This is a genomic window from Streptomyces sp. NPDC002851 (assembly GCF_053591935.1).
In genome coordinates, this window is record NZ_JBSFUT010000003.1 from 234,598 (window position 1) to 252,510 (window position 17,913).

Here is a 17,913-nt window from a genome sequence, read left to right on the forward strand (position 1 = left end):
GCGGCTATCCCAGATAGGGGTACGTGCCGGCAAGGTAGTGGCCGATCTGCTCGTGCATGCTCGGGTGGATGTCGAGGGTGCCGAAGTCATCGGGGTGCACCCAACGCACCCCGTCTGCTTCGTCGTTGATCGTTGGCTCGCCGCCTACGGGGCGGCCGATATAGACGACCTCGAACTGCTGGCGGATCTCACCGTCGGTGTAGGCGACGATGTGCTCGGGGTTCGAGTAGACGCCGAGGAAGCCAGTGACCTCCGCGATGATGCCGGTCTCTTCCTCGCATTCGCGCACGGCGCATTGGGCGGGGCTCTCGCCGATGTCCTGCGCGCCTCCGGGCAGGGCCCACTGACCGGTGTCGCGGCGCCGCTGCAGGAGGATCTCGTCGTCGCTGTTCACAACGAGCATGTTGCTGGCGGGGATGAGGGTGTTCGCCTTGGGGGCCTTGGGGTCGTGGTAGTACTCAGTCCTGCCCACTGCGGTGGTGCTCCTGACTGTCGGGCGCCCAGGGGCGCGCGGTGTTCCAGACCGCCTCGAAGCTCTCGTCGTACCGCTCGAACCATTCGGCGCTGGCGGTGCGTCTGAGCTGGAAGAGCGGGTTTGCACTAGCTGGCTGCCCCCAGATGTGGGGGTTGACCAGGAGATGGTCGTCGTAGCGGAAGATCGAGTTGTACAGCGTCGTGTCGTGCAGCCGTACCGCACAGCCCGGGTGGCCGACCAGACTCCGGTAGTAGGTGAGCGAGGCCCTGATCTTCGCGGCCAGGGTGTCGCCGATGCCTTCCTCATGCCCGCGGATCCGTACCGCTTCTCCCTCCGGGTCGCCGAAGCAGAGCCGCACACGTACGCCGGCCTGCGCGCGTTCTTGGAGCATGCGCGCGATATGGGGGTTTGTCTGGGCGAAGAAGGTGCCCGAGAACACCAGGACGTCCACCTGCTTCATCGTCCCTAACAGCAGGGATATCCATACATCGCGGGGGACGCTGGCCCGGTTCGGGTAGGTGTCGACGATTTCGGACTGGGTGGCCCCGAACCGCGAGGTCTTCTGGTCGGCGTCCGGCCACAGGTAAGTCTCGTCCACGCGCAGTAAGTTGGCGACAGTCCAGCGGTGTCGGCGGTGGGGAACCCGGCCGCCGATCCAGCGACTGGCCGTCTTGGGATCGACGGCGCAGGCTTCCGCCATCTCTTCTACATCCAGCCCGCGTTGTACGAGTGCGGAGCGCAGTCGCTCATTCACTCAGGTAAGACAACCGGACCGCTTGGCCTGCCGCAAGACCATCTTCCGACATCCCGGTGGAGCGGCGGGACCTGCACGTCTGCATACCCTGGCCGTGTGCCACTCATCGTGCTCTGGGATATCGACCACACGCTCATCGAGAACTCCGGTGTCAGCAAAGAGATCTACGCGGCGGCCTTCGCCGCAGCCACCGGCCGCGCCCCCGTCCGCCCGGCCCGTACGGAAGGCCGGACCGACCGCCTGATCCTCGCCGAGATGTTCCGGGATCACGGCATGCAACCGCCGCCGTGGGAGCAGATCCTGCCCACACTGGAAGCCGCGGGCGCCGGGCGTGAAACTGATCTTGCGCAACGCGGCCGTGCCCTTCCCGGTGTGCGCGAGGCGCTCGTAGCGGTCGCCGCAGAGCCCGGCATGGTCTCGTCCGTGCTGACCGGGAACATCGCGGCCAACGCCCGAGTGAAGCTCAGGGCCTTCGGCCTGGATTTGCTCCTGGACATGGAGTGCGGGGCGTACGGCGAGCACTCGGAGGACCGCGCTGCTCTGGTGAAGGTGGCCCGCGACCACATTCAGGAGGTCCATGGCCTTCCGCACGACACTCCCGTCGTGCTTATCGGCGACACCCCCCGCGATGTTCAGGCCGCTCTCGACTCCGATGCCCATGTCCTCGCCGTTGCTTCCGGGATCCACAGCGCCGAGGACCTGAGTGCGGCAGGGGCTTCCTTCGTCCTCCCTGACCTGCGTGGCATCTCCGCACTGCTGGACCATCTGCGGTCGCTGGCCCGCATCGTCGACTGAAATCGTCCCAGGACGTCCCGGAGAGATCCCGGGACGGCGTTCGTCGTCCTCGCGGATCGCGGCAGTCTCTGCGTGGCTTCGGCGGCTGGTTCCTCCACAGTCCGCCGGCGCACCCTCCCCTCCGGCGGACTGGACGGAGCACGCGCATGACGGCATTACTCAGTGGGCAGACCAGCGAGATCTCCACGCTCGAGGAGGTGGAACGGCTCGCGGCCCGGTACCGCGTCCCGGTCGAGGATGCGCTGCTCATCGCGGTCAACCTGTACGGCATCGACTCGGACATGCCGCGCCACCGGGCCCGCGTCCAGGTCCGCCTGGCGAGCGCCTCCTCAGTGCCCTGGCAGCTCATAGTGCCCCTGAACGCGTCCGCCTCCCCGTTCCAGCTGAAGGACGGGCAGTTGACGCTGGGGGAGGGGCTGGTCGGCACGGTTGAACGGATTGATGCGGACGAGGCGGTCGGCGGGTACTTCCGGGACGGCGGCGCGGCCCTCACGCTCAACCCGAACGCCCGCAGCCGCTGTGTGGGCTGCGCGTTCTGTCCCAACACCCTAGAGGCCGCAGCCGATCCGCGGCTCTCGGAAGAGCGGGATCTGCGGGAGCTGTTCGCGGCCCTGCGCCAGCAGCACCCGCGGCACGACCTGACAGAGCTTCGTGAAGTGACCGTCTCCACCGGATGCTTCGAGCGTGAATCGGCCGCCGTGCAGCATCTGCGGACCTTGCGGGCTGTGCTCGCCGAGCACGGCGTCGAAGCGCGTATCGGATTCCTGACCTCGGTCCTTGCGTCCAGGGAGGCTTTCGAAGAGCTCGCCGCTGACGTCACCCCCTTCGTCCTGCGGATGACCGCGGAGTGCTTCACCCGCCGGGACCTGCTGCTGAAGGCCAGCAAGGCGGCCCTCGTCGCCTCGGAGATGCCCGGGGTGCTCAGTCGGGCTCTGGCCGCCGGCCACGGCACTTCGTTCACCTACATCGTGGGGCTGGATGATCTCGAAGCACTGCACGCGGGTGTCGATGCGATCGCTCCGTACGTCACCGAATTCCCCAACTTCCAGGTCTACCAGGCTCATAACTCGGTCATGGCCGGTCTGCGCACTCCCGGAGCCCAGGACCTGGAGCACTACCTGCAGGCCCGCGTCGTGATCGAGGAGATCATGGGCCCCACGGGGCTGCGTCCGGCAGCGTGGGAGTGCTACCGGCCCCTGTGGTACTTCACCTTCGCCGGCGAACCCCTTACAGGTGTGCGATGACCGAGACTGCCGTCCTGGCCGATGCGCTGTGGCGGGCGACCGTCTATGCCTCGGTCTGCCAACTGCACCTTCGCGACAACGTCTTGCTCAGCCAGCCCCTGGCCGCCGAGCACGTGAAGGAGAGACCCTCCGGGCACTGGGGCACCGTGCCCGGCACCGCGTGGGCCCTGTCCCACGTCGTGCTCGCAGCTGGGCAATTGGACCGACGAGTGGACCTGGTGCCGCTCATCGGCGCCGGGCACGCGGGCGTCGTACAGCTCGCGGCTTCGTGGGTGACGGGTGAACTGGGCAAGGCGCGCTCCCTGTTCAGCACGGATGCGGAAGGGCTGCGTCTGCTGGCCCAGTCGTTTCCCGACGTGGACGACCTAGGGTCCGAAGTCACGCCAGCCCTGCCCGCAGGAGGGTTCCTCGGCGGGCGGCTCGGCGGGTGCCTGCCATTCGCGCAGGGCGCTGCGCTTGACGCCCCCGGCCGCGTCGTCGTCCCCATCATCGGTGACGGGGAGTGCGAGACTCCGACGACCGCCGCCAGCTGGCTGGGCCAGACTGCCCTTGACGGCGCTTCGGTTCTGCCCATCGTGCACGTCAACGGCTTCCGCATGGGCGACCGGTCCCTCCTCGGCGCGATGAACGACAACGAGCTGCACGCCTACTTCAACGGCCTCGGCTGGGCCGTCAGGCTCGTCCAAGTCGTGACGGGCTCTCCGCAGGAGCACACCGACTTCCAGATGGCCCTGTGGGACGCCCTGGAAAGAACGCTGCTTGGGCGGCGTACCGTCCTGGTCCTGCGCTGTGTAAAGGGATGGGGCGGTCCCGCCTCGCTCGGAGACAGCGCCCTGCTGGGAACGCCTCGCCTACACAAGACACCCCTGGTCACCCCGCGCACGGACCCGGAGCAGCTCGCGCGACTGGGGTACTGGCTCGCTTCCTACCGGCCCGCGGACCTCTTCGATGCCGACGGGCGGGCCCGGGGAGTACTTGCGGAGGCCGTGGCCACATCCCGCTGGTGCTCCTTCCTGCCAGCGGAACGGCCGGACTCGGTGGAGAAGACCCTGGCCTACCAGGAGGCCGCCACGTTCAGTGAGGCGGTTACCGATGTCGTCACCAAGCACGCCTCGCGCGGGGACTTCCGGGTCTTCAGCCCGGACGAACTGTCCTCCAACCGGCTCCCTGACCTCGCCGATGAGCAATGGAGTCATGAACTACTCGCTGAAGAAGTCCTTTTGGAATGGCTCGCAGGCTGGACCGCCAGCGGACGACGCGGCGTAGTGGTCTCCTATGAAGGGTTCGCACCGCTATTTGCCAGCGGGTTGGTCAGTCACATCAAGCAGCGACGGATGGCCGGCGTGAGGAGCTTGCCCAGCCTCAACCTCCTCCTGACGTCCTATGGATGGCACAACGTCCCCAGTCACGGCGACCCGTCCCTGGCCACCACGCTCCTTGGCCTGCAGGTGCCCGCGGTGCGGGTGCTGACACCGGCCGACCCGACCAGGACTGCGGTCGCACTGGACGAGGCGTTCGACTCCGTCGGCAAGGTCAACCTCGTCGTGGCGGGCAAGCACACCCGTACCGCCTACCCCACAGCAACAATCGAGGAAGAGAGCCAGCGCGGCCTCGCCATCTGGCCGCACCTGAGCGACGACGGCGAACCTGACCTCGCGATCGTCACCGCCGGGGACATTCCGGCCGCTGTCGCAGCAGATGCGGTGGACCATGTCCGCGCACGCCATGGATGCCGCATCCGCGTGGTGAACCTGCTCGACCTGACCGTGCTCGGATCCCCCCGGGTGTGGGAACGCGGCCTCAGCGCCGGTGAGATCGACCAGTATCTCGGCACCCACTCGGCCGTCCTCATCCTCACCCTCGGCCACCCCGCAGCAGTCTGGGGCCTCCTGGCGGGCCGACTTCAGCGGCCCGTCGACATCATCGGCTGGCAGGAACCGCCCGGCCCTCTGCCACAGCGATTCCTCGCCCACGCCCTCAGCATGGACCGTGCAGGCGTGGAGCGGGCCGCCGGCCATTTGTTGGGGTCGCGCGAGGTCGTCCGATGACCCTGCCCCCCATCGAGCACATGGAGATCACCGAAGTCCACAAGGGCGTTGCCCTAGGCGACGACGCGGTCTTCATCATGGTCCACAGCGCCGGGACAGTCGGCAGCTACGGCCCGGTCAGCGAGCGCATCGGCACCTATGCGAGGGACACGCTGGCGTCCGCCGTGCGGGGTGCCGACACCACCGATCACAACGGACTGCTGGACCGGCTGCGCACGGCGGCCCGCACGGCCCCATCCGACAGCGCATCGTGGGCCGTCGGCGCAGTTGACTGCGCGGCCTGGGACCTCCACGGGCATCTCGCTGGCCGCTCCGTCGCCGCCCTCCTGGCCACACCTACCCCGCAGCTTTCCGCGGCCGCCTACGCCTCGTGGCTTTCCCAAGATCTCTCCACCATCGACGACTTGGGCATGCTGCACAGGGTTGCGACGGACGCCTGGAGCTTCACCAAGTGGGGGCTACGGCGAGCGCCGGGAGACTCCTCCAGTGAGGCCGCGGAGCGAATGGCACGGGCTGTGGAGCGATCCGCCCAAGCCCTCGGCACCGCTCTCGCTGTCGACGCGGTCGGCACCTGGACGCCCTCCGTGGCCATGGCCTTCGCGCGGAGCGTGGACACCGCCGGCCTGCTCTGGCTGGAGGACCCGCTGCCGCACCACGACCTGGACACCTACCAACTCCTTGCGGCCACCCGACTGCCCCTGGCCGTCGGCGAGCGGGCGCACTGCGACGAGGATCCCGCCGGGCTCATCCAGCACGTCCGGCCCAGTGCCCTCACCCTGGATGTTGTCGGCTGCGGCGGACTGACCCGCGCGGTACAGATCCTCGGTGTAGCCCAATCCCAGGCCATTCCCATATACCCGCACGGCCGCTCGCTCGTTCCCGGTCTTCATCTCGCGGCAGCCTTCCCCGATGCCGTACCGGCCGTCGAGTACCGCCTCCAGTGGGAGCCACGGCGTCAACGCCTCTACGACACTCCCCTCCAGCCTGAGCACGGGCGCATCCCCCTGCCGGATGTCCCCGGACTCGGGACGACCCCGAGGAGCACACCATGTCCGTCACATCGATGAATGTTTCCGTCCATGGCACGGTCGCCCAAGGCGCGGACGGGCCGATGCTGGTGGTCTCCAGGCGGCTCGACGGACACGACACCTTCCTCAAGGGGAGCCTGAAGGTGGGAGAGGCAACGATCCCTGTGCGCATCCTGACTCTCGACGACGTCACGGTGCTGCGCCCGGCGGACCACGCTGCCATTCTCCCAATCGGAACGCAGTGGCACGGGACGCTCCACCTGCCGCACGGGCTGCGGCCGCGCACTGTGCCGCCAGACCTTGAGCAGAGAGCCGAACTCGAAGGGCGTTCCCTGGAGACGCTGGATGAGGCGGAACTGCGCTACGTCCTGACCTTCCTGTCCGAGTCCACGACCGCCGCCATCCGGCGGGCCCGTGTCGAAGCCATCGTCTCCGCGCTACCGATGAACCCAGGGAGCCTGGTGTGAGAAAGACCCCCATATTGCTGGTCACGGTTGATGTCGGCGGAACGCTCGGTAGCGCCGATGGCCCTGGCCTGGCGATGCTGCTGACCGAAGCATCTCCTCTGCCTGCGGAGCGCACGCGGGAGATCATGCGGGCCAGTCTCCACACTCAACCGGAGCTCACCGACGCTGTGGTGTCGGAGGTCTGCGCGGCCTTGGAGATATCGCCGGAAGTCTTTCCCAGCGATCTCTCCCCGGCCCCATTCCGCCTGTTTCCCGACACGGTGCAGGCGCTACGCCGCATCAACTCCGTGGCGACCGTGGTCACCCTGTCCAACGTCACGTGCGTTGACGCCGACACCGAGGGAATGCGCGACCTGCTCTCCCCCTGGGTGAGCGACTATTTCCCCTCCTGCCGCATCGGACACACGAAACCCGACCCTCGGGCCTTCCACGCTGTTGTCGACCACTTCGGTGTGGAGCCCGATCGCGTGATCCACGTCGGCGACGACTGGGCCTGCGACATCGTGGGCGCTGTCGATTCAGGTATCAGGCCCATCTGGATATCTCGTGGACGCCAAGTCCCCGAGCATTCCTTGGTCGTTGACCATGGAGTACTCGTCGCCACCGACCTGGCGGCGGCCGCCACACACATCCAACACCTCGCAACAGGGAGCCTCGTATGAGCCTCTTCACCGGAACCACCACCTACTACCGTCAGTTCCGCCCCGGCATCCCCGACGATGTGGCAGCGATCCTCGACCAGGCCGCACCAGCAGGACCCGATGGAGGTCGACGGCTCCTGGACGTCGGCACCGGAACCGGGCTGGTCGCCGAGGCGCTCCTGGATCGCTTCGACGACATCATCGCCATCGACAACGACGCCGACATGCTCGCCGCCGCGGAGTCGGCACTGCGGCCGAAACTGCCCGCAGGCTCCCACCTCTCGCTGGTGGAGAGCACGGCCGAGGACTTCACCCCACCCGCGGGCTGGCAGGCCGAACTCGTCACCATCTGCCGGGCGTTCCACTGGCTCGACCAAGCCACTGTGCTGAACCTTCTGGACCGGCAGGTCGCCCCGGACGGCGTGGTCGCGATCTTCGGGGACAACAGCTTCTGGGCAGCGGGCAGCGACTGGAAGGAAGCAGTCCGCGACGTCGTCAAGAGCTTCCTCGGCGAACAGCGACGCGCAGGATCCGGAACCTTCCAGCATCACAACCGCCCCTACAGCGAGATCATGGAAGAGTCGCCCTTCAACGAGGTCGAGGAAGTCCGCGTACCGGTCGAACGCACCTGGAACGCCGCGAGCATCCTCGGCTACCTCTACTCCACCTCCTTCGCCGCGCCCCACCTCTTCGGCGACCGGCTGAAGGAGTTCGAGACCGCAGTAAAGGACCGGCTGGCCGACTTCAGCGACGACGACACCTTCCCCGAGGAGAACGAATTCCTCATCCGCCTCGGACGGCGTGCCCACGATGCCGACTGACGGCGAGGAGCGGTCGTACGGAAAGCTGACCGCCCCGCAGGTCGCAGCGGACCTGAGCGAGCAGTCGATCATCTGCCTGCCCGTCGGATCGCAGGAGCAGCACGGTCCACATCTGCCCCTCAACACCGACACCGTCATCGCCGAACGCTTCGCCGCCCGCCTGGCCACGCACGTCGCGGAACGGCACGACCTGTGGGTTGTGCCGCCCGTGCCCTATGGGCTGTCCCCAGAGCATGCATGGGCACCCGGCACGATCACATTGACCATCCCGCTCTACGCCAGCCTGATCGAAGCCCTGGTGGGAGAGTACGTCCGCGCCACACCAGCACGAACGATCCTCATCGTCAACGGCCACGGCGGGAACAAGGGCGTCCTGGAAGCCCTCGTCCACCAACTCCAGCGAACGCACTCCGTGGCCACCTGTGTCATCAACCCCGGCTCCCTCGCGGCCGGACATCTCAAGGACGACGGCGAGTTCCCCGAGGTTCACGCCGGCATCCGGGAGACCTCCCTCATGCTCGCCCTCGCCCCGGACCACGTCCGGCTTGATCACCTGCCGAACGGGATCCTCCCCGCTTGCGGCCAGCGAGAGGAGATCCAGCGCCTCGTCTTCGGCCGGGGCGCGACCTGGCCCTGGTCCTCGGACGATCCCGCGATCTCCACACACGGCGTCATCGGCGGCGACCCACACCGGGCCACCGCTGAGCACGGCCAGATGCTCATCGACATCGCCCTGAACGCATGCACGGACGTCCTCGACCAACTCACCCGCGGACCGACTGACGTTCGGAGGATCCCCATGAGTCTCACGGCTGAAGAGAAGGCCGCCTTCAAACGGGACGGCGTCCTGATACGACGCGGACTGGTCGCCCCCGACCAGATCAAGCAGGCCGCCTCTCTCATCGACGAGTCGTACCGCAAAGAGATGACCCCCGACGACATACCCGCCTACTCCCGGCGCACCTTCGCCCCGGAGCTGGGCGGCAGTGCCGAACTGCTCGCGCTGTACACACAGACCGGCGCGGCCGACCTCGCCACCGACCTGCTCGGAGAGACCATCCCGGTCACCACCGCCCAGATCCAGATCCGCGTGCCCGAAGACGAATTCCCCGGCGTACAGCCGGAGAAAGCGATGCACGTCGACGGCGTCTCCTGCCCACACCTGGACCCGCAAGAACTGCGTACCTTCTCACTGATCGTCGGCGTCGCCTTGTCCGACATCAGCGACCCACGGTGCGGCGCCCTGCACTACCTGCCCGGCGGACACCTCACCATGGCCCGCTGGTTCGCCGACGAATGGTCGCTCGGCATGACGCACCAGGTCCCGCCCGAGATCGACCGCGAACGTGGCACCCCATTCCTCGGCCAGCCCGGGGACGTCCTCCTCATGCACCACCTCGTTCCCCACACCGTCGCCCAGAACCTGATGCCGTTCCCAAGGGTGATGGCGTACTTCCGCATCTCCCACCCCGACCACGCGAGCCGTCGGCTTGACGCCCTCCGTGACCCCTGGCTCGACTACCCGCCCCTGGCCGAAATCCCCTCCGCCCTGACCTACCAGGAGTAGCACCATGCGCATCGTCCGCCCTGGCGAACTCGACTCCGCGGCCCGCGCCATCGAGGCCGGAGAGCTGGTCATCGTCCCTACCGCCCGCTGGTACATGATCTGCGCCGACGCAAGCAACGCCGACGCATCCGGCAGCATCTTCAAGGGCAAGAGGCGCCCCAGCGGCAAGTCCCTCGCCTACGTCGCCCCCTCCCTCGCTGTCTGCGAGCAGCACTTCCAACTCGGCTCTGAGGCAAGGAAACTCGCAGAGATGTTCTGGCCCGGTGACCTCGCGCTGCTCCTGCCGTGGCGGAACCCGGAAGACGCAGCCTGGCATACCGCAGTCGGCTCCCCGGCGCTCACCACGATTGCACCCGGAGTCCTCGGCGAACTGGCGTCAAGAGCGCAGGTGCCAGTCGCCGCGACAACTGCCAACATCTCCGGCGATGCAGGCCCGGACGACCCCGGCCCCGCCGTGACTCTTGAGGAGGTCCATGCCTTCCTCGCCGCATCTGGCCTCACGGTCTCCGTCATCGTCGACGGCGGCGTATGCCCTGCCGCCAACCACATGACGATCGTGGACTGCTTCACTCCAGAGGCGAAGCTTGTGCGTACCGGTCTTGTCCACCAACGGGCCGTCACCGCGGCCCTCGGGCGGGACGTCCGGGCCTCGTGACCCAGATGCGTTGGTCACCTGAAGGCGGTTACCCGTGGAAGGAATCTTGATTGAACCGACGATGGTCAGCCCGGCCGCATCGGCGGCCGTCATGCTGCTCAGCATGACGGCGCCGCTGGTAACGGTCCGCGGTGGTTGGCCGATCCGGCAGAGCGGCGGGTTACGGCAGGTTACGGGCGTAACCGTAACCGCGTAAGCGAAGACGCCCCGCAACGCCCCCTGTGTCGGGGACGAGGCGCCGCGGGGAGCGGGCGTTCAGACTGTTGACGTCCTGCGGCCCAGGGTCGTGAGGTGGTGCCGCACGGGCTTGGCCAGTGCCGCGTAGAAGGGTGTTCGGTCGGCGGCCTGGAGTACCTGGGCGCATACCGTCAGCTCGGCGACACGTACTGCGGGGTCGTCCAGGATGGGAGCGAGGGTCTGGCGGACGCGGGCGGCGGTGTCCGGGGCGCGGAGGGCGTAGGTGTGGAGGAGGGCGGCGTCGAATCCGACGGGGGCGGTGCCCCAGCCTTCCCAGTCGAGGATCAGGAACTCGGGGCCGGTGAGGTTGGCCCAGTGGAAATCGCCGTGTGTGGTGGACCACTTGATGGTGTCGACGGTATGGCCGGTGAATTCGGGGACGGCTCGGCGGATGTACTCCTCGCGTACGGCGACGCGGTCGGTGGTCACTGCGGCCAGGGCGGTGAGGACCCGGCCGAGGTCGTTCCACCAGGACTCGGGAAGGTCGGGGTCGGCGTCGAGGACGGGGCTTGGGGACACGACGGCGAGCGGCGTGTATGCGTACAGCTCGGCTCGGTAGGACCAGCCCTGTCCGCTCCAGTCGTGGAGGTGGTGGAGAGGTGGGCGGGGAACGGCCGACGGGAGGGCGTGGTGGGCGGTGCTGGGGCCTTCCCATAGCTTGCCCCGGCGCGGTCTTCGGCCTCGCTGACGAGACGTAGCCAGCCGTCTCCGCTGGGGGTGGTGACGGGACCGGAGAGGGTGCGGCCCTGGTAGCCCCAGATCGGATCTGGGGCTGTGTCGTGCACGTCGAGGGCGGCGCAGGCGGTTTGCCGGGCGGTGCGCATGCGGGCTGCGGTGGGGTCGTCAGGTACGGAGAACATCGATCACCTTCCGGACGGTCGAAGACGGCAGCGGGGGCAGCACGAGCGCCTGCGCGGCGGCGTCCCAGTGTGCCGGGTTGCTCGTGCCGAGGAGAACCCGCGTCACCCCTGGGGTGGAGGCGACGGCCCGGAGAGCGGCGGCGGGGGAGAGGCCGGGGTCGATCAGGTCGGCGAGTTCGGCCGTGATCATGCCGGGCAGTGCGCCGCCGTGCAGCGGGGAGGATACGAAGGTGTCGGGGCCGGCTCGCTGGCCACGGTCCGGGGCGGAGGTGGTGACCGACGGGGTACGGGGGCGGACTCGGACCCGTCCCCCGCCGGAGTCACGAGCGGGTGCCGCAGCGGCAGGCGTACGGCCCGGCGCGGTGCACGGACTAGCCGACGGTCACGGTCACGGATTCTTCTGGCTCGGTATCGGGCCGCTCTATGCCAACCTGGGCTCCGTGCGACTCCATGACGGCCGGGCCGACAATCCACGCCGGTGGTAAGGCGCCGAGTAGGCCGAGGAACGCAACGGCGCGTCCTGTGTGGTCCGGAGCGGCATGGCGGCCTTTCACTTGATCTCGCCCTCCGGCATCTGCAACGGGCCCCAGGAGAACCACACTTGGGTACCGTGCTGCTTGAGCCACACGACCTCCGGATACTGCTGCTCGTGCTGCAGGGAGATCATGTCCGGCCACCTGGTGACGACGACCTGGGCCAGGCCCTGCTCCGCCAGATCCCGAACCCTCTGCCAGCCCTCACGACTCTTCGGGTCCAGGTAGTTGCCACCGTGGGCTTCGACGACGGTCTCGATCACGTTCAGGTCGCGGGCCTTCGCGAACTCGCGGCTCTCCTCGACCGCACGCTCCCTCGCCAGCTCGTGCGCGCCCTGTTCCGTGCAGATGTAGAGCACTGCGGCACGGTCGGTGGTCGTCGTGGTCGATGTCTCCTGGTTGGTGCTGGTCGTGTTCATCGTCGGCCTCGTGGTCGTGGACGTGGGGGTGTCCACCCATCCCTCACGGGGGTCAGGGACGGGTAGACGTGCGCAGTCAACTCCCGTACGCCCAGGGGCAGTAACCAGACGATGTGGGCCCCATGAGGGGTACACATGAAGGGGGTAGTGGGTACGCTCCGTGCGGGAAGCATCACTGACATGCCATCAACATCGCCGGGGGATTGGGATGCAGCACCCGCCGTCACCGGCCGCACTGAATGCGGACCTGATAGCCGATCCGAGGATTCAACGGGCCCTGCGTGACCGCGACTTCGGCCAGGTCTTCTCCCTCGCCCACGAGATCGGGAACATCAGCTACAACCGCCTCGGCGCGGCCGTCGACATCCGCCCCGAACGCGTCGCGAAGATCGCCCGTGGCGAAGGAGCCGTCACGAGCCTCGCCGCAATCGAGCGGATCGCTGACGGACTTCGCATTCCGGGGCGACGTTTGGGCCTCGCTGAGAGACCCTGGGAAGAACCAACCTCGGCACGCGTCCCGGAGCGACCCCATGAAGGAGACGACATGAAGCGTCGTGCGCTGGTGCGCGGCGCCCTGGCAGCCGGCCTGACCGGAACCGGCGCCGCAGCACTCATCGATGCCCGCCATCACCTAGACGTGGCGCTGGCCGACCATGCCACCGCCGATCTCTCCTACTGGGAGTCGACCGCCGAACGCTACGGCTACGGCTACAACGGCCACGCCCCGGCCGAAGTCCTCTCCGACCTCCTAGCCGATGTCACCTCCATGGACCCGCTGTTCACCGCACCGCAGACTGTGAAGGCCCGCGCCCGCCTGTGCCGGGTCACGGCACAGATGGCCGGGATGACCGCGATCGTCCTGCACGACCTGGGCAACCACCGCGAAGCTCACGGCTGGTTCCACACCGCAGGCCGGGCGGCCGAAGAATCCGGGGACACCGGCCTGCATGCGTGGGTGCTGGCCCGCGAGGCCATGGTGCCGCTGAACTTCGGCGCCCCGGCCGCGGCCGCGGACCTCGCCGAACGCGCCCGAAACAAGGCCGGATCACAGCCGTCCGCCGCCGCAGCACTCGCCTCCGCCGTGGCCGCCCGCGCGTACGCCGCCCACGGGAACCGTGACAAGGCCCTCGCCGCGGTCGCCGACGTCGAGAAGCTGATGGACCGTCTCACTCCCCAACAGGCCGCCGACACCTGGACCGGATACCCGGAGCAGAAGCACCATGTCCACCTCAGCCAGGCCCTCACACTGCTCGGAGAGACGGATCGGGCCCACGCCACCCAGACACGGGCCATGGAACTCTCCCGGTCGCCGTCCCTGATGACCCGGGCCTTGATCACCATCGACCGGGCGTCCTGCCTTGCCCACGACGGAGAACCGAGGGAAGCGGCGCGGATCGCCTCTCAGGCGTATGGGGAGCTGCCCTCCTCATACCGGAGCGGCCTGACCCGCACACGCACTCTGGGCCTGTACCGCACCCTCCGAGGAGAACCCGGCGCCGACCAGCTCAAAGACGCCCTCGACCGCGCAGTTTGACCGTTTCGGTGTGGGAAACGAGACAGCAGTTAAGCGCCGCCTACGCTGCTGGTAGCCCGTCAACTCCGGGAACGTACGGCCCGCCGACCGACGCCGACGGGCCGTACACGTACCCGGCAGCTAACGGCGGTTCTCCCACGCCTCACGCGCTCGCACCACTTGGTCGGCTGCCCATGGCGGAGGAACCGTAGCCGCGACCGCGGCCACCAGATCGCCCAACAGATTCACCCTGCGGGGACACGGTCAGTGCCGCGATAACGGCCGTCCGTCACACGCGCTGAGCCGAAACGATGACCGCCGTTTCGGCAAAGAAGAACTGCCCTTGAGTAGCGGCCTGTCGGATGGCGGAGTACCACTCGTCGATCTCGGCCAGAGCAATGAGGCCGTTCCCTCGCCTAGCTGTCGCCTGCAGGCCGCCCCGGATGTCCTCGACCCGTCGGCCAGCATGACCATCCAAGGTCGTTGATGAGGTAACCAGAGTTGCCACGTGCGTCCGAGCCAGCGGTGAAGCAGCCACCATCCCGGGCAGCTTGCGGCCAATCCGGCCATCCGAATTGTCCATCCACGGCGAAGCATCGTCGGCGAACGCGTGGCAGATCCTCCGGTCGAGTTCGACTGGAGCACCCGAGATGACGAGGGCGTCGAAGTCCGAATGGGACAGCACCGCTCGACCGCCTGGTCGTAGGACCCGCCATATCTCCTTGAGCAGCGATGCCGCATCCGGCAGGCACTCGAGCAGATTGGACGAGACGACAGCGTCGACGCTCTCGTCCTCAAGGGGGAGCTGCTCGCGCAAGTCCACAGAAGACAACTCCACGACACCAGCATGGTCTTGCAGCCGCGCCCGCGCCCTTTCCAGGGCCTGCTCCGAGCGATCGATTCCCACGAGTGACGCCGTGGGGAAGCGCCTGCTGAAGGCCAGCAGGGCGGGGCCAGCTCCACAACCCAGATCAACTAGTCGTCCTCCGACTGGGAGTTCGGCTAGCTCGATGAACCGGTCATGCAGAGTCTCGTTTGCCGTCACCATGCGGGCCTCTCCTCGTGGCAGGGCATGAGCGCGTCAGGGTGATGCACACCGTAGGCTGCGGCCAGGTTCGCGGGCCTCTGGTTATTGACCTCGGCTCCCAGAACTCAGTTTCATCGTCCGTTCGGGCTTGCCATCCTGGGGCGATGGACGAGCCTGCGGAGATCCTCGAGTACAACTCCGTCAAGCTGCGGCGCTGGCGGCTTAAAGATGCCGAAGTGGTGTACCGGATCGTGAACGAGTCGCTCGAACACCTCCGGCCCTGGATGCCGTGGGTAACTGAGCACAGCAGGGAGCGCAGCGCGGAGTTCGCCGCCCGATGCGAGCAGAAGTGGGCTTCGGGTAGCGGCTACACGTACGCAATCACCTTGGGAGCGGATCCGGTTGGCAGTTGCGGACTGGTCCGCCGCCCCGATGTTGGAAGCGTTGAGATCGGCTACTGGGTGCACCCCGACTACACCGGTCGGGGAGTGGCCACCTCGGCGGCAGCTGCTCTCACGGTGCAGGGCTTCGATCTCTCAGGCGTCGGCTGTGTGGAGATCGTCCACGATGAGGCCAATGGTGCGAGTGGTGCCATCCCGAAGACACTCGGGTTCGCTCAGGTTGAGACACGGCCGGCAACTGTTCCTCGCGCGCCGTCAGATTCCGGACTCGATGTCATCTGGCGGATGGAGCGGCCTGAATTCCTGCTGCGACGTTGGTAGCGGGGGTGCGTGAAGATCGTTCTCCCGGCCCGTCTACCGGCGCGGGCGGGCAACGAGCTGCACGGTGGTCAGCAGCCTCGCACCGCTTATCTGCGCATCCGGCGCAACCTCGTCGTCAAGCTGCGCAAGCTGACGCTCGAGGGCTGTCACATTGGCGGAGTTGTCGATAGTGGCAACGCCGTTGACGGTGACCTTCAACGGCTCGGCCACCAGCCCTGCGATCCGCTCCCGGAGTACCTCGGCGGCGACAGCTCGGGCCGATTGAAGCCGCCCGTAGCGAGCGGCGATGTCTGAGAGGTCTATCTCGGAGCCGAGATGACCTTGCAGCCAGTGAAGGATCTCGTCGTTCACGGCACTCCCGATCGTTGAATGGCGGGGAGGAGCCCATGCTCCTCCCCGCCACGCGGTCTACTTCTGGGCGGGCTTCGCTCTGCGGGGTGTCTTGGGCTCCGTCTCAGTACCCGGAGGCTGCCCGTCCTGCCAGCACCGCGGATTCGTGATCTGCGCAGCGACCGCCGGGTCCGTCACCTCAGTGCCGGCGAGCAGCACGAGGGGAACGCGGTCGCCCGGGTCAATGACATGGACGGTGGCCGCGAGGACCCCGAGGGCCTTCTTATCTGCACTCACAGGACCGTGGCCGTGATGTGGCAGTCCGGCGAGTACAGGACGGGCATTGCTGCCGCCGCACCCTTGGTCCAGATCTGAACCGGATCGTCCTGCACATCGCGGGTGATGACGATGCCGGGCGCGTCCTCACGCTCAATGTACGGATTCGCGCCTCGCGACAGGGCCAGCGACTCAGTGGTGGTGCCGTACTGGGTCTGACCCCACTTCGCCCGGTCCGGAGGCAGCATGATCCAACGGTCCTCCGGTAGCACGCGCTTGGACACGTCGTCCTGCCATACCTGGGCCTTGTAGAGCGTGACCGGCGGCAGTCCGTAGTTTCCGCGTACCGAGTTGACTTGCTGCGGATTCAGCGATGCCGTCGGTGTCTGGCCACCTGCCGGGGTGCCGTAGTACGCGGCCCTGTACGCGCCATTGGAGGCGAGGTGCGACCAGGCCTTGCGGGAGGTGAGGACCATCTCCGGGGCGGGGGCGCCGATGGAGTCGAGATAGTCGATCCACCGCAGCTCGTCCGCGATCGGATCCGCCTCCGGGTCAGACCAGGGCGTCGGTGCGGACGGCATGTTCGCGGCCGGCACCCCGTAGTCGACCTCGACCGTCAGACCGTTTTCACCGGCCAGGCTGAACTTGCCGTCCAACAGGACATCACCGGCGGCCAGTTCGAGGCGGGAGCGGATCGCTTCGACGTGGCGCTCCACGTCGTCGTAGAGCAGCTCGATCAGCCGGTCTTCATCGGCACCGCGGGAAGCGTCGAGGAGGAGCTGCTCCATCTCGCCGACAAGGAGCTTCTGGCCGAGCGCGGGCAGCGTGCCCTCGGTCTGCGTGGACTCGGCCTGCCGCTTCGCGAACGGCACACTCGTGTCGTACGCCCGGTAGGAGGCGGCGTTCACGCGCCGCTTGTTCTGCCGCACGCGCCACTTCACGTCCTGCACCTTGGTCTCGGCGAACACCGCCTCGGTGAGCAGGAAGTCGGCGGGGGTCGGCATCGTGCGCGCGTAGACCGTGAGGTCCGCGACGGACACGTTCTCCAACAGGTCGGCGACGCTCATGCGCTCACCGCCCCGATAAAGCGGATCTGCGCCCCGGTCGGGTTCGGTGCGATCTTGGCCGGGTCAAGACCGCCGGGGATCTTCGCTGTGTTCACGGTGCCGTGCCAGAACAGCGCCGCCGGGACCTTGGTGACGCCGGGCGTGAACGGCGCCTCCGCGTACACGAGGCCAGCGAAGACCTCACGGCCGTCCTTCGCCTCCGGGTCGTACGCCCCGTACAGGCCGGAGGCGGTGATGCGGCCGACCGGGACACCGGAGCGGACGTAGCCGTGCGGCTGTGCTGCGGTCGGGTCGACGTAATGGGAGTTCTTGGTGAGCTTGCTCAGGTCGAGGGTGATGGTTTCCGTGGAGTCCGTGCCGTGCCGGGAGGCGAGCCAGTCCCGGTGCGCGGTGAGCTCCACGGAGGTGGTGTACGGCTGGATGCTCAAGCCGCT

Annotated in this window: 20 protein-coding genes; 11 read left to right on the plus strand and 9 right to left on the minus strand. The window is 67.7% G+C overall.

Annotated features, from left to right (window positions below):
* Positions 1–4 precede the first annotated feature (4 nt).
* Positions 5–472: an NUDIX hydrolase gene (locus ACWD10_RS04720; protein ID WP_451086966.1), complete on the minus strand. Its 468-nt coding sequence runs from the start codon at positions 470–472 to the stop codon at positions 5–7.
* A complete protein-coding gene (locus ACWD10_RS04725) occupies positions 459–1,229 on the minus strand; it encodes an XRE family transcriptional regulator (protein ID WP_451086968.1) in 771 nt (256 codons plus the stop codon). The genes ACWD10_RS04720 and ACWD10_RS04725 overlap by 14 nt, the downstream gene beginning before the upstream one ends.
* A gap of 96 nt (positions 1,230–1,325) precedes the next feature.
* Between ACWD10_RS04725 and ACWD10_RS04730 the strand changes: the two genes are divergently transcribed.
* From ACWD10_RS04730 to ACWD10_RS04770, 9 genes are all read left to right on the plus strand, one after another.
* Positions 1,326–2,024: an HAD family hydrolase gene (locus ACWD10_RS04730; protein ID WP_451086969.1), complete on the plus strand. Its 699-nt coding sequence runs from the start codon at positions 1,326–1,328 to the stop codon at positions 2,022–2,024.
* Between the two features lie 146 nt (positions 2,025–2,170).
* Positions 2,171–3,268 carry a hypothetical protein gene (locus ACWD10_RS04735; RefSeq protein WP_451086971.1) on the plus strand — a complete coding sequence of 366 codons (1,098 nt, stop codon included), beginning with the start codon at positions 2,171–2,173 and terminating at the stop codon, positions 3,266–3,268.
* Positions 3,265–5,316 (plus strand): phosphoketolase family protein, encoded by a 2,052-nt coding sequence (locus ACWD10_RS04740; protein WP_451086973.1) that lies wholly within the window; start codon positions 3,265–3,267, stop codon positions 5,314–5,316. The genes ACWD10_RS04735 and ACWD10_RS04740 overlap by 4 nt, the downstream gene beginning before the upstream one ends.
* Positions 5,313–6,383: an enolase C-terminal domain-like protein gene (locus tag ACWD10_RS04745; protein ID WP_451086975.1), complete on the plus strand. Its 1,071-nt coding sequence runs from the start codon at positions 5,313–5,315 to the stop codon at positions 6,381–6,383. Before ACWD10_RS04740 ends, ACWD10_RS04745 begins: the two co-directional genes overlap by 4 nt.
* Complete coding sequence (locus ACWD10_RS04750) at positions 6,365–6,811, plus strand: hypothetical protein (protein ID WP_451086977.1); 447 nt, start codon at positions 6,365–6,367, stop codon at positions 6,809–6,811. Before ACWD10_RS04745 ends, ACWD10_RS04750 begins: the two co-directional genes overlap by 19 nt.
* Positions 6,808–7,473: an HAD family hydrolase gene (locus ACWD10_RS04755; protein ID WP_451086979.1), complete on the plus strand. Its 666-nt coding sequence runs from the start codon at positions 6,808–6,810 to the stop codon at positions 7,471–7,473. The genes ACWD10_RS04750 and ACWD10_RS04755 overlap by 4 nt, the downstream gene beginning before the upstream one ends.
* Positions 7,470–8,273, plus strand: coding sequence for a class I SAM-dependent methyltransferase (locus tag ACWD10_RS04760; protein WP_451086981.1), 804 nt, complete (start codon positions 7,470–7,472; stop codon positions 8,271–8,273). Before ACWD10_RS04755 ends, ACWD10_RS04760 begins: the two co-directional genes overlap by 4 nt.
* Positions 8,263–9,840 (plus strand): creatininase family protein, encoded by a 1,578-nt coding sequence (locus ACWD10_RS04765; RefSeq protein WP_451086983.1) that lies wholly within the window; start codon positions 8,263–8,265, stop codon positions 9,838–9,840. The genes ACWD10_RS04760 and ACWD10_RS04765 overlap by 11 nt, the downstream gene beginning before the upstream one ends.
* 4 nt (positions 9,841–9,844) lie before the next feature.
* Entirely contained in the window at positions 9,845–10,495 is a 651-nt protein-coding gene (locus ACWD10_RS04770; RefSeq protein ID WP_451086985.1) for an L-threonylcarbamoyladenylate synthase, read from the plus strand.
* 255 nt (positions 10,496–10,750) lie between these two features.
* Here ACWD10_RS04770 and ACWD10_RS04775 read toward each other — a convergent pair whose 3' ends face one another.
* From ACWD10_RS04775 to ACWD10_RS04785, 3 genes are all read right to left on the minus strand, one after another.
* Positions 10,751–11,251: a hypothetical protein gene (locus tag ACWD10_RS04775; protein WP_451086987.1), complete on the minus strand. Its 501-nt coding sequence runs from the start codon at positions 11,249–11,251 to the stop codon at positions 10,751–10,753.
* A 324-nt stretch (positions 11,252–11,575) separates the two neighbouring features.
* Entirely contained in the window at positions 11,576–11,782 is a 207-nt protein-coding gene (locus ACWD10_RS04780; RefSeq protein WP_451086989.1) for a hypothetical protein, read from the minus strand.
* A gap of 360 nt (positions 11,783–12,142) precedes the next feature.
* Positions 12,143–12,544, minus strand: a complete 402-nt coding sequence (locus ACWD10_RS04785) for a hypothetical protein (RefSeq protein ID WP_451086991.1) — start codon at positions 12,542–12,544, stop codon at positions 12,143–12,145.
* A 544-nt stretch (positions 12,545–13,088) separates the two neighbouring features.
* Here ACWD10_RS04785 and ACWD10_RS04790 point away from each other — a divergent pair.
* The gene (locus ACWD10_RS04790; RefSeq protein WP_451086993.1) at positions 13,089–14,078 is read left to right on the plus strand and encodes a hypothetical protein; all 990 of its coding nucleotides are present in this window, start codon (positions 13,089–13,091) and stop codon (positions 14,076–14,078) included.
* Positions 14,079–14,346: 268 nt separating this feature from the next.
* Here the strand turns inward: ACWD10_RS04790 and ACWD10_RS04795 are convergent, their stop codons facing one another.
* Positions 14,347–15,105, minus strand: coding sequence for a methyltransferase domain-containing protein (locus tag ACWD10_RS04795; RefSeq protein WP_451086995.1), 759 nt, complete (start codon positions 15,103–15,105; stop codon positions 14,347–14,349).
* 143 nt (positions 15,106–15,248) lie between these two features.
* Between ACWD10_RS04795 and ACWD10_RS04800 the strand changes: the two genes are divergently transcribed.
* Positions 15,249–15,806, plus strand: a complete 558-nt coding sequence (locus ACWD10_RS04800; RefSeq protein ID WP_451086997.1) for a GNAT family N-acetyltransferase — start codon at positions 15,249–15,251, stop codon at positions 15,804–15,806.
* A gap of 33 nt (positions 15,807–15,839) precedes the next feature.
* Here ACWD10_RS04800 and ACWD10_RS04805 read toward each other — a convergent pair whose 3' ends face one another.
* The 3 genes from ACWD10_RS04805 to ACWD10_RS04815 form a co-directional block, all read right to left on the minus strand.
* Positions 15,840–16,157 (minus strand): hypothetical protein, encoded by a 318-nt coding sequence (locus tag ACWD10_RS04805; protein WP_451086999.1) that lies wholly within the window; start codon positions 16,155–16,157, stop codon positions 15,840–15,842.
* Positions 16,158–16,429: 272 nt separating this feature from the next.
* The gene (locus ACWD10_RS04810; protein WP_451087001.1) at positions 16,430–17,479 is read right to left on the minus strand and encodes a major capsid protein; all 1,050 of its coding nucleotides are present in this window, start codon (positions 17,477–17,479) and stop codon (positions 16,430–16,432) included.
* The gene (locus ACWD10_RS04815) at positions 17,476–17,907 is read right to left on the minus strand and encodes a head decoration protein (protein WP_451087003.1); all 432 of its coding nucleotides are present in this window, start codon (positions 17,905–17,907) and stop codon (positions 17,476–17,478) included. The genes ACWD10_RS04810 and ACWD10_RS04815 overlap by 4 nt, the downstream gene beginning before the upstream one ends.
* Positions 17,908–17,913 lie beyond the last annotated feature (6 nt).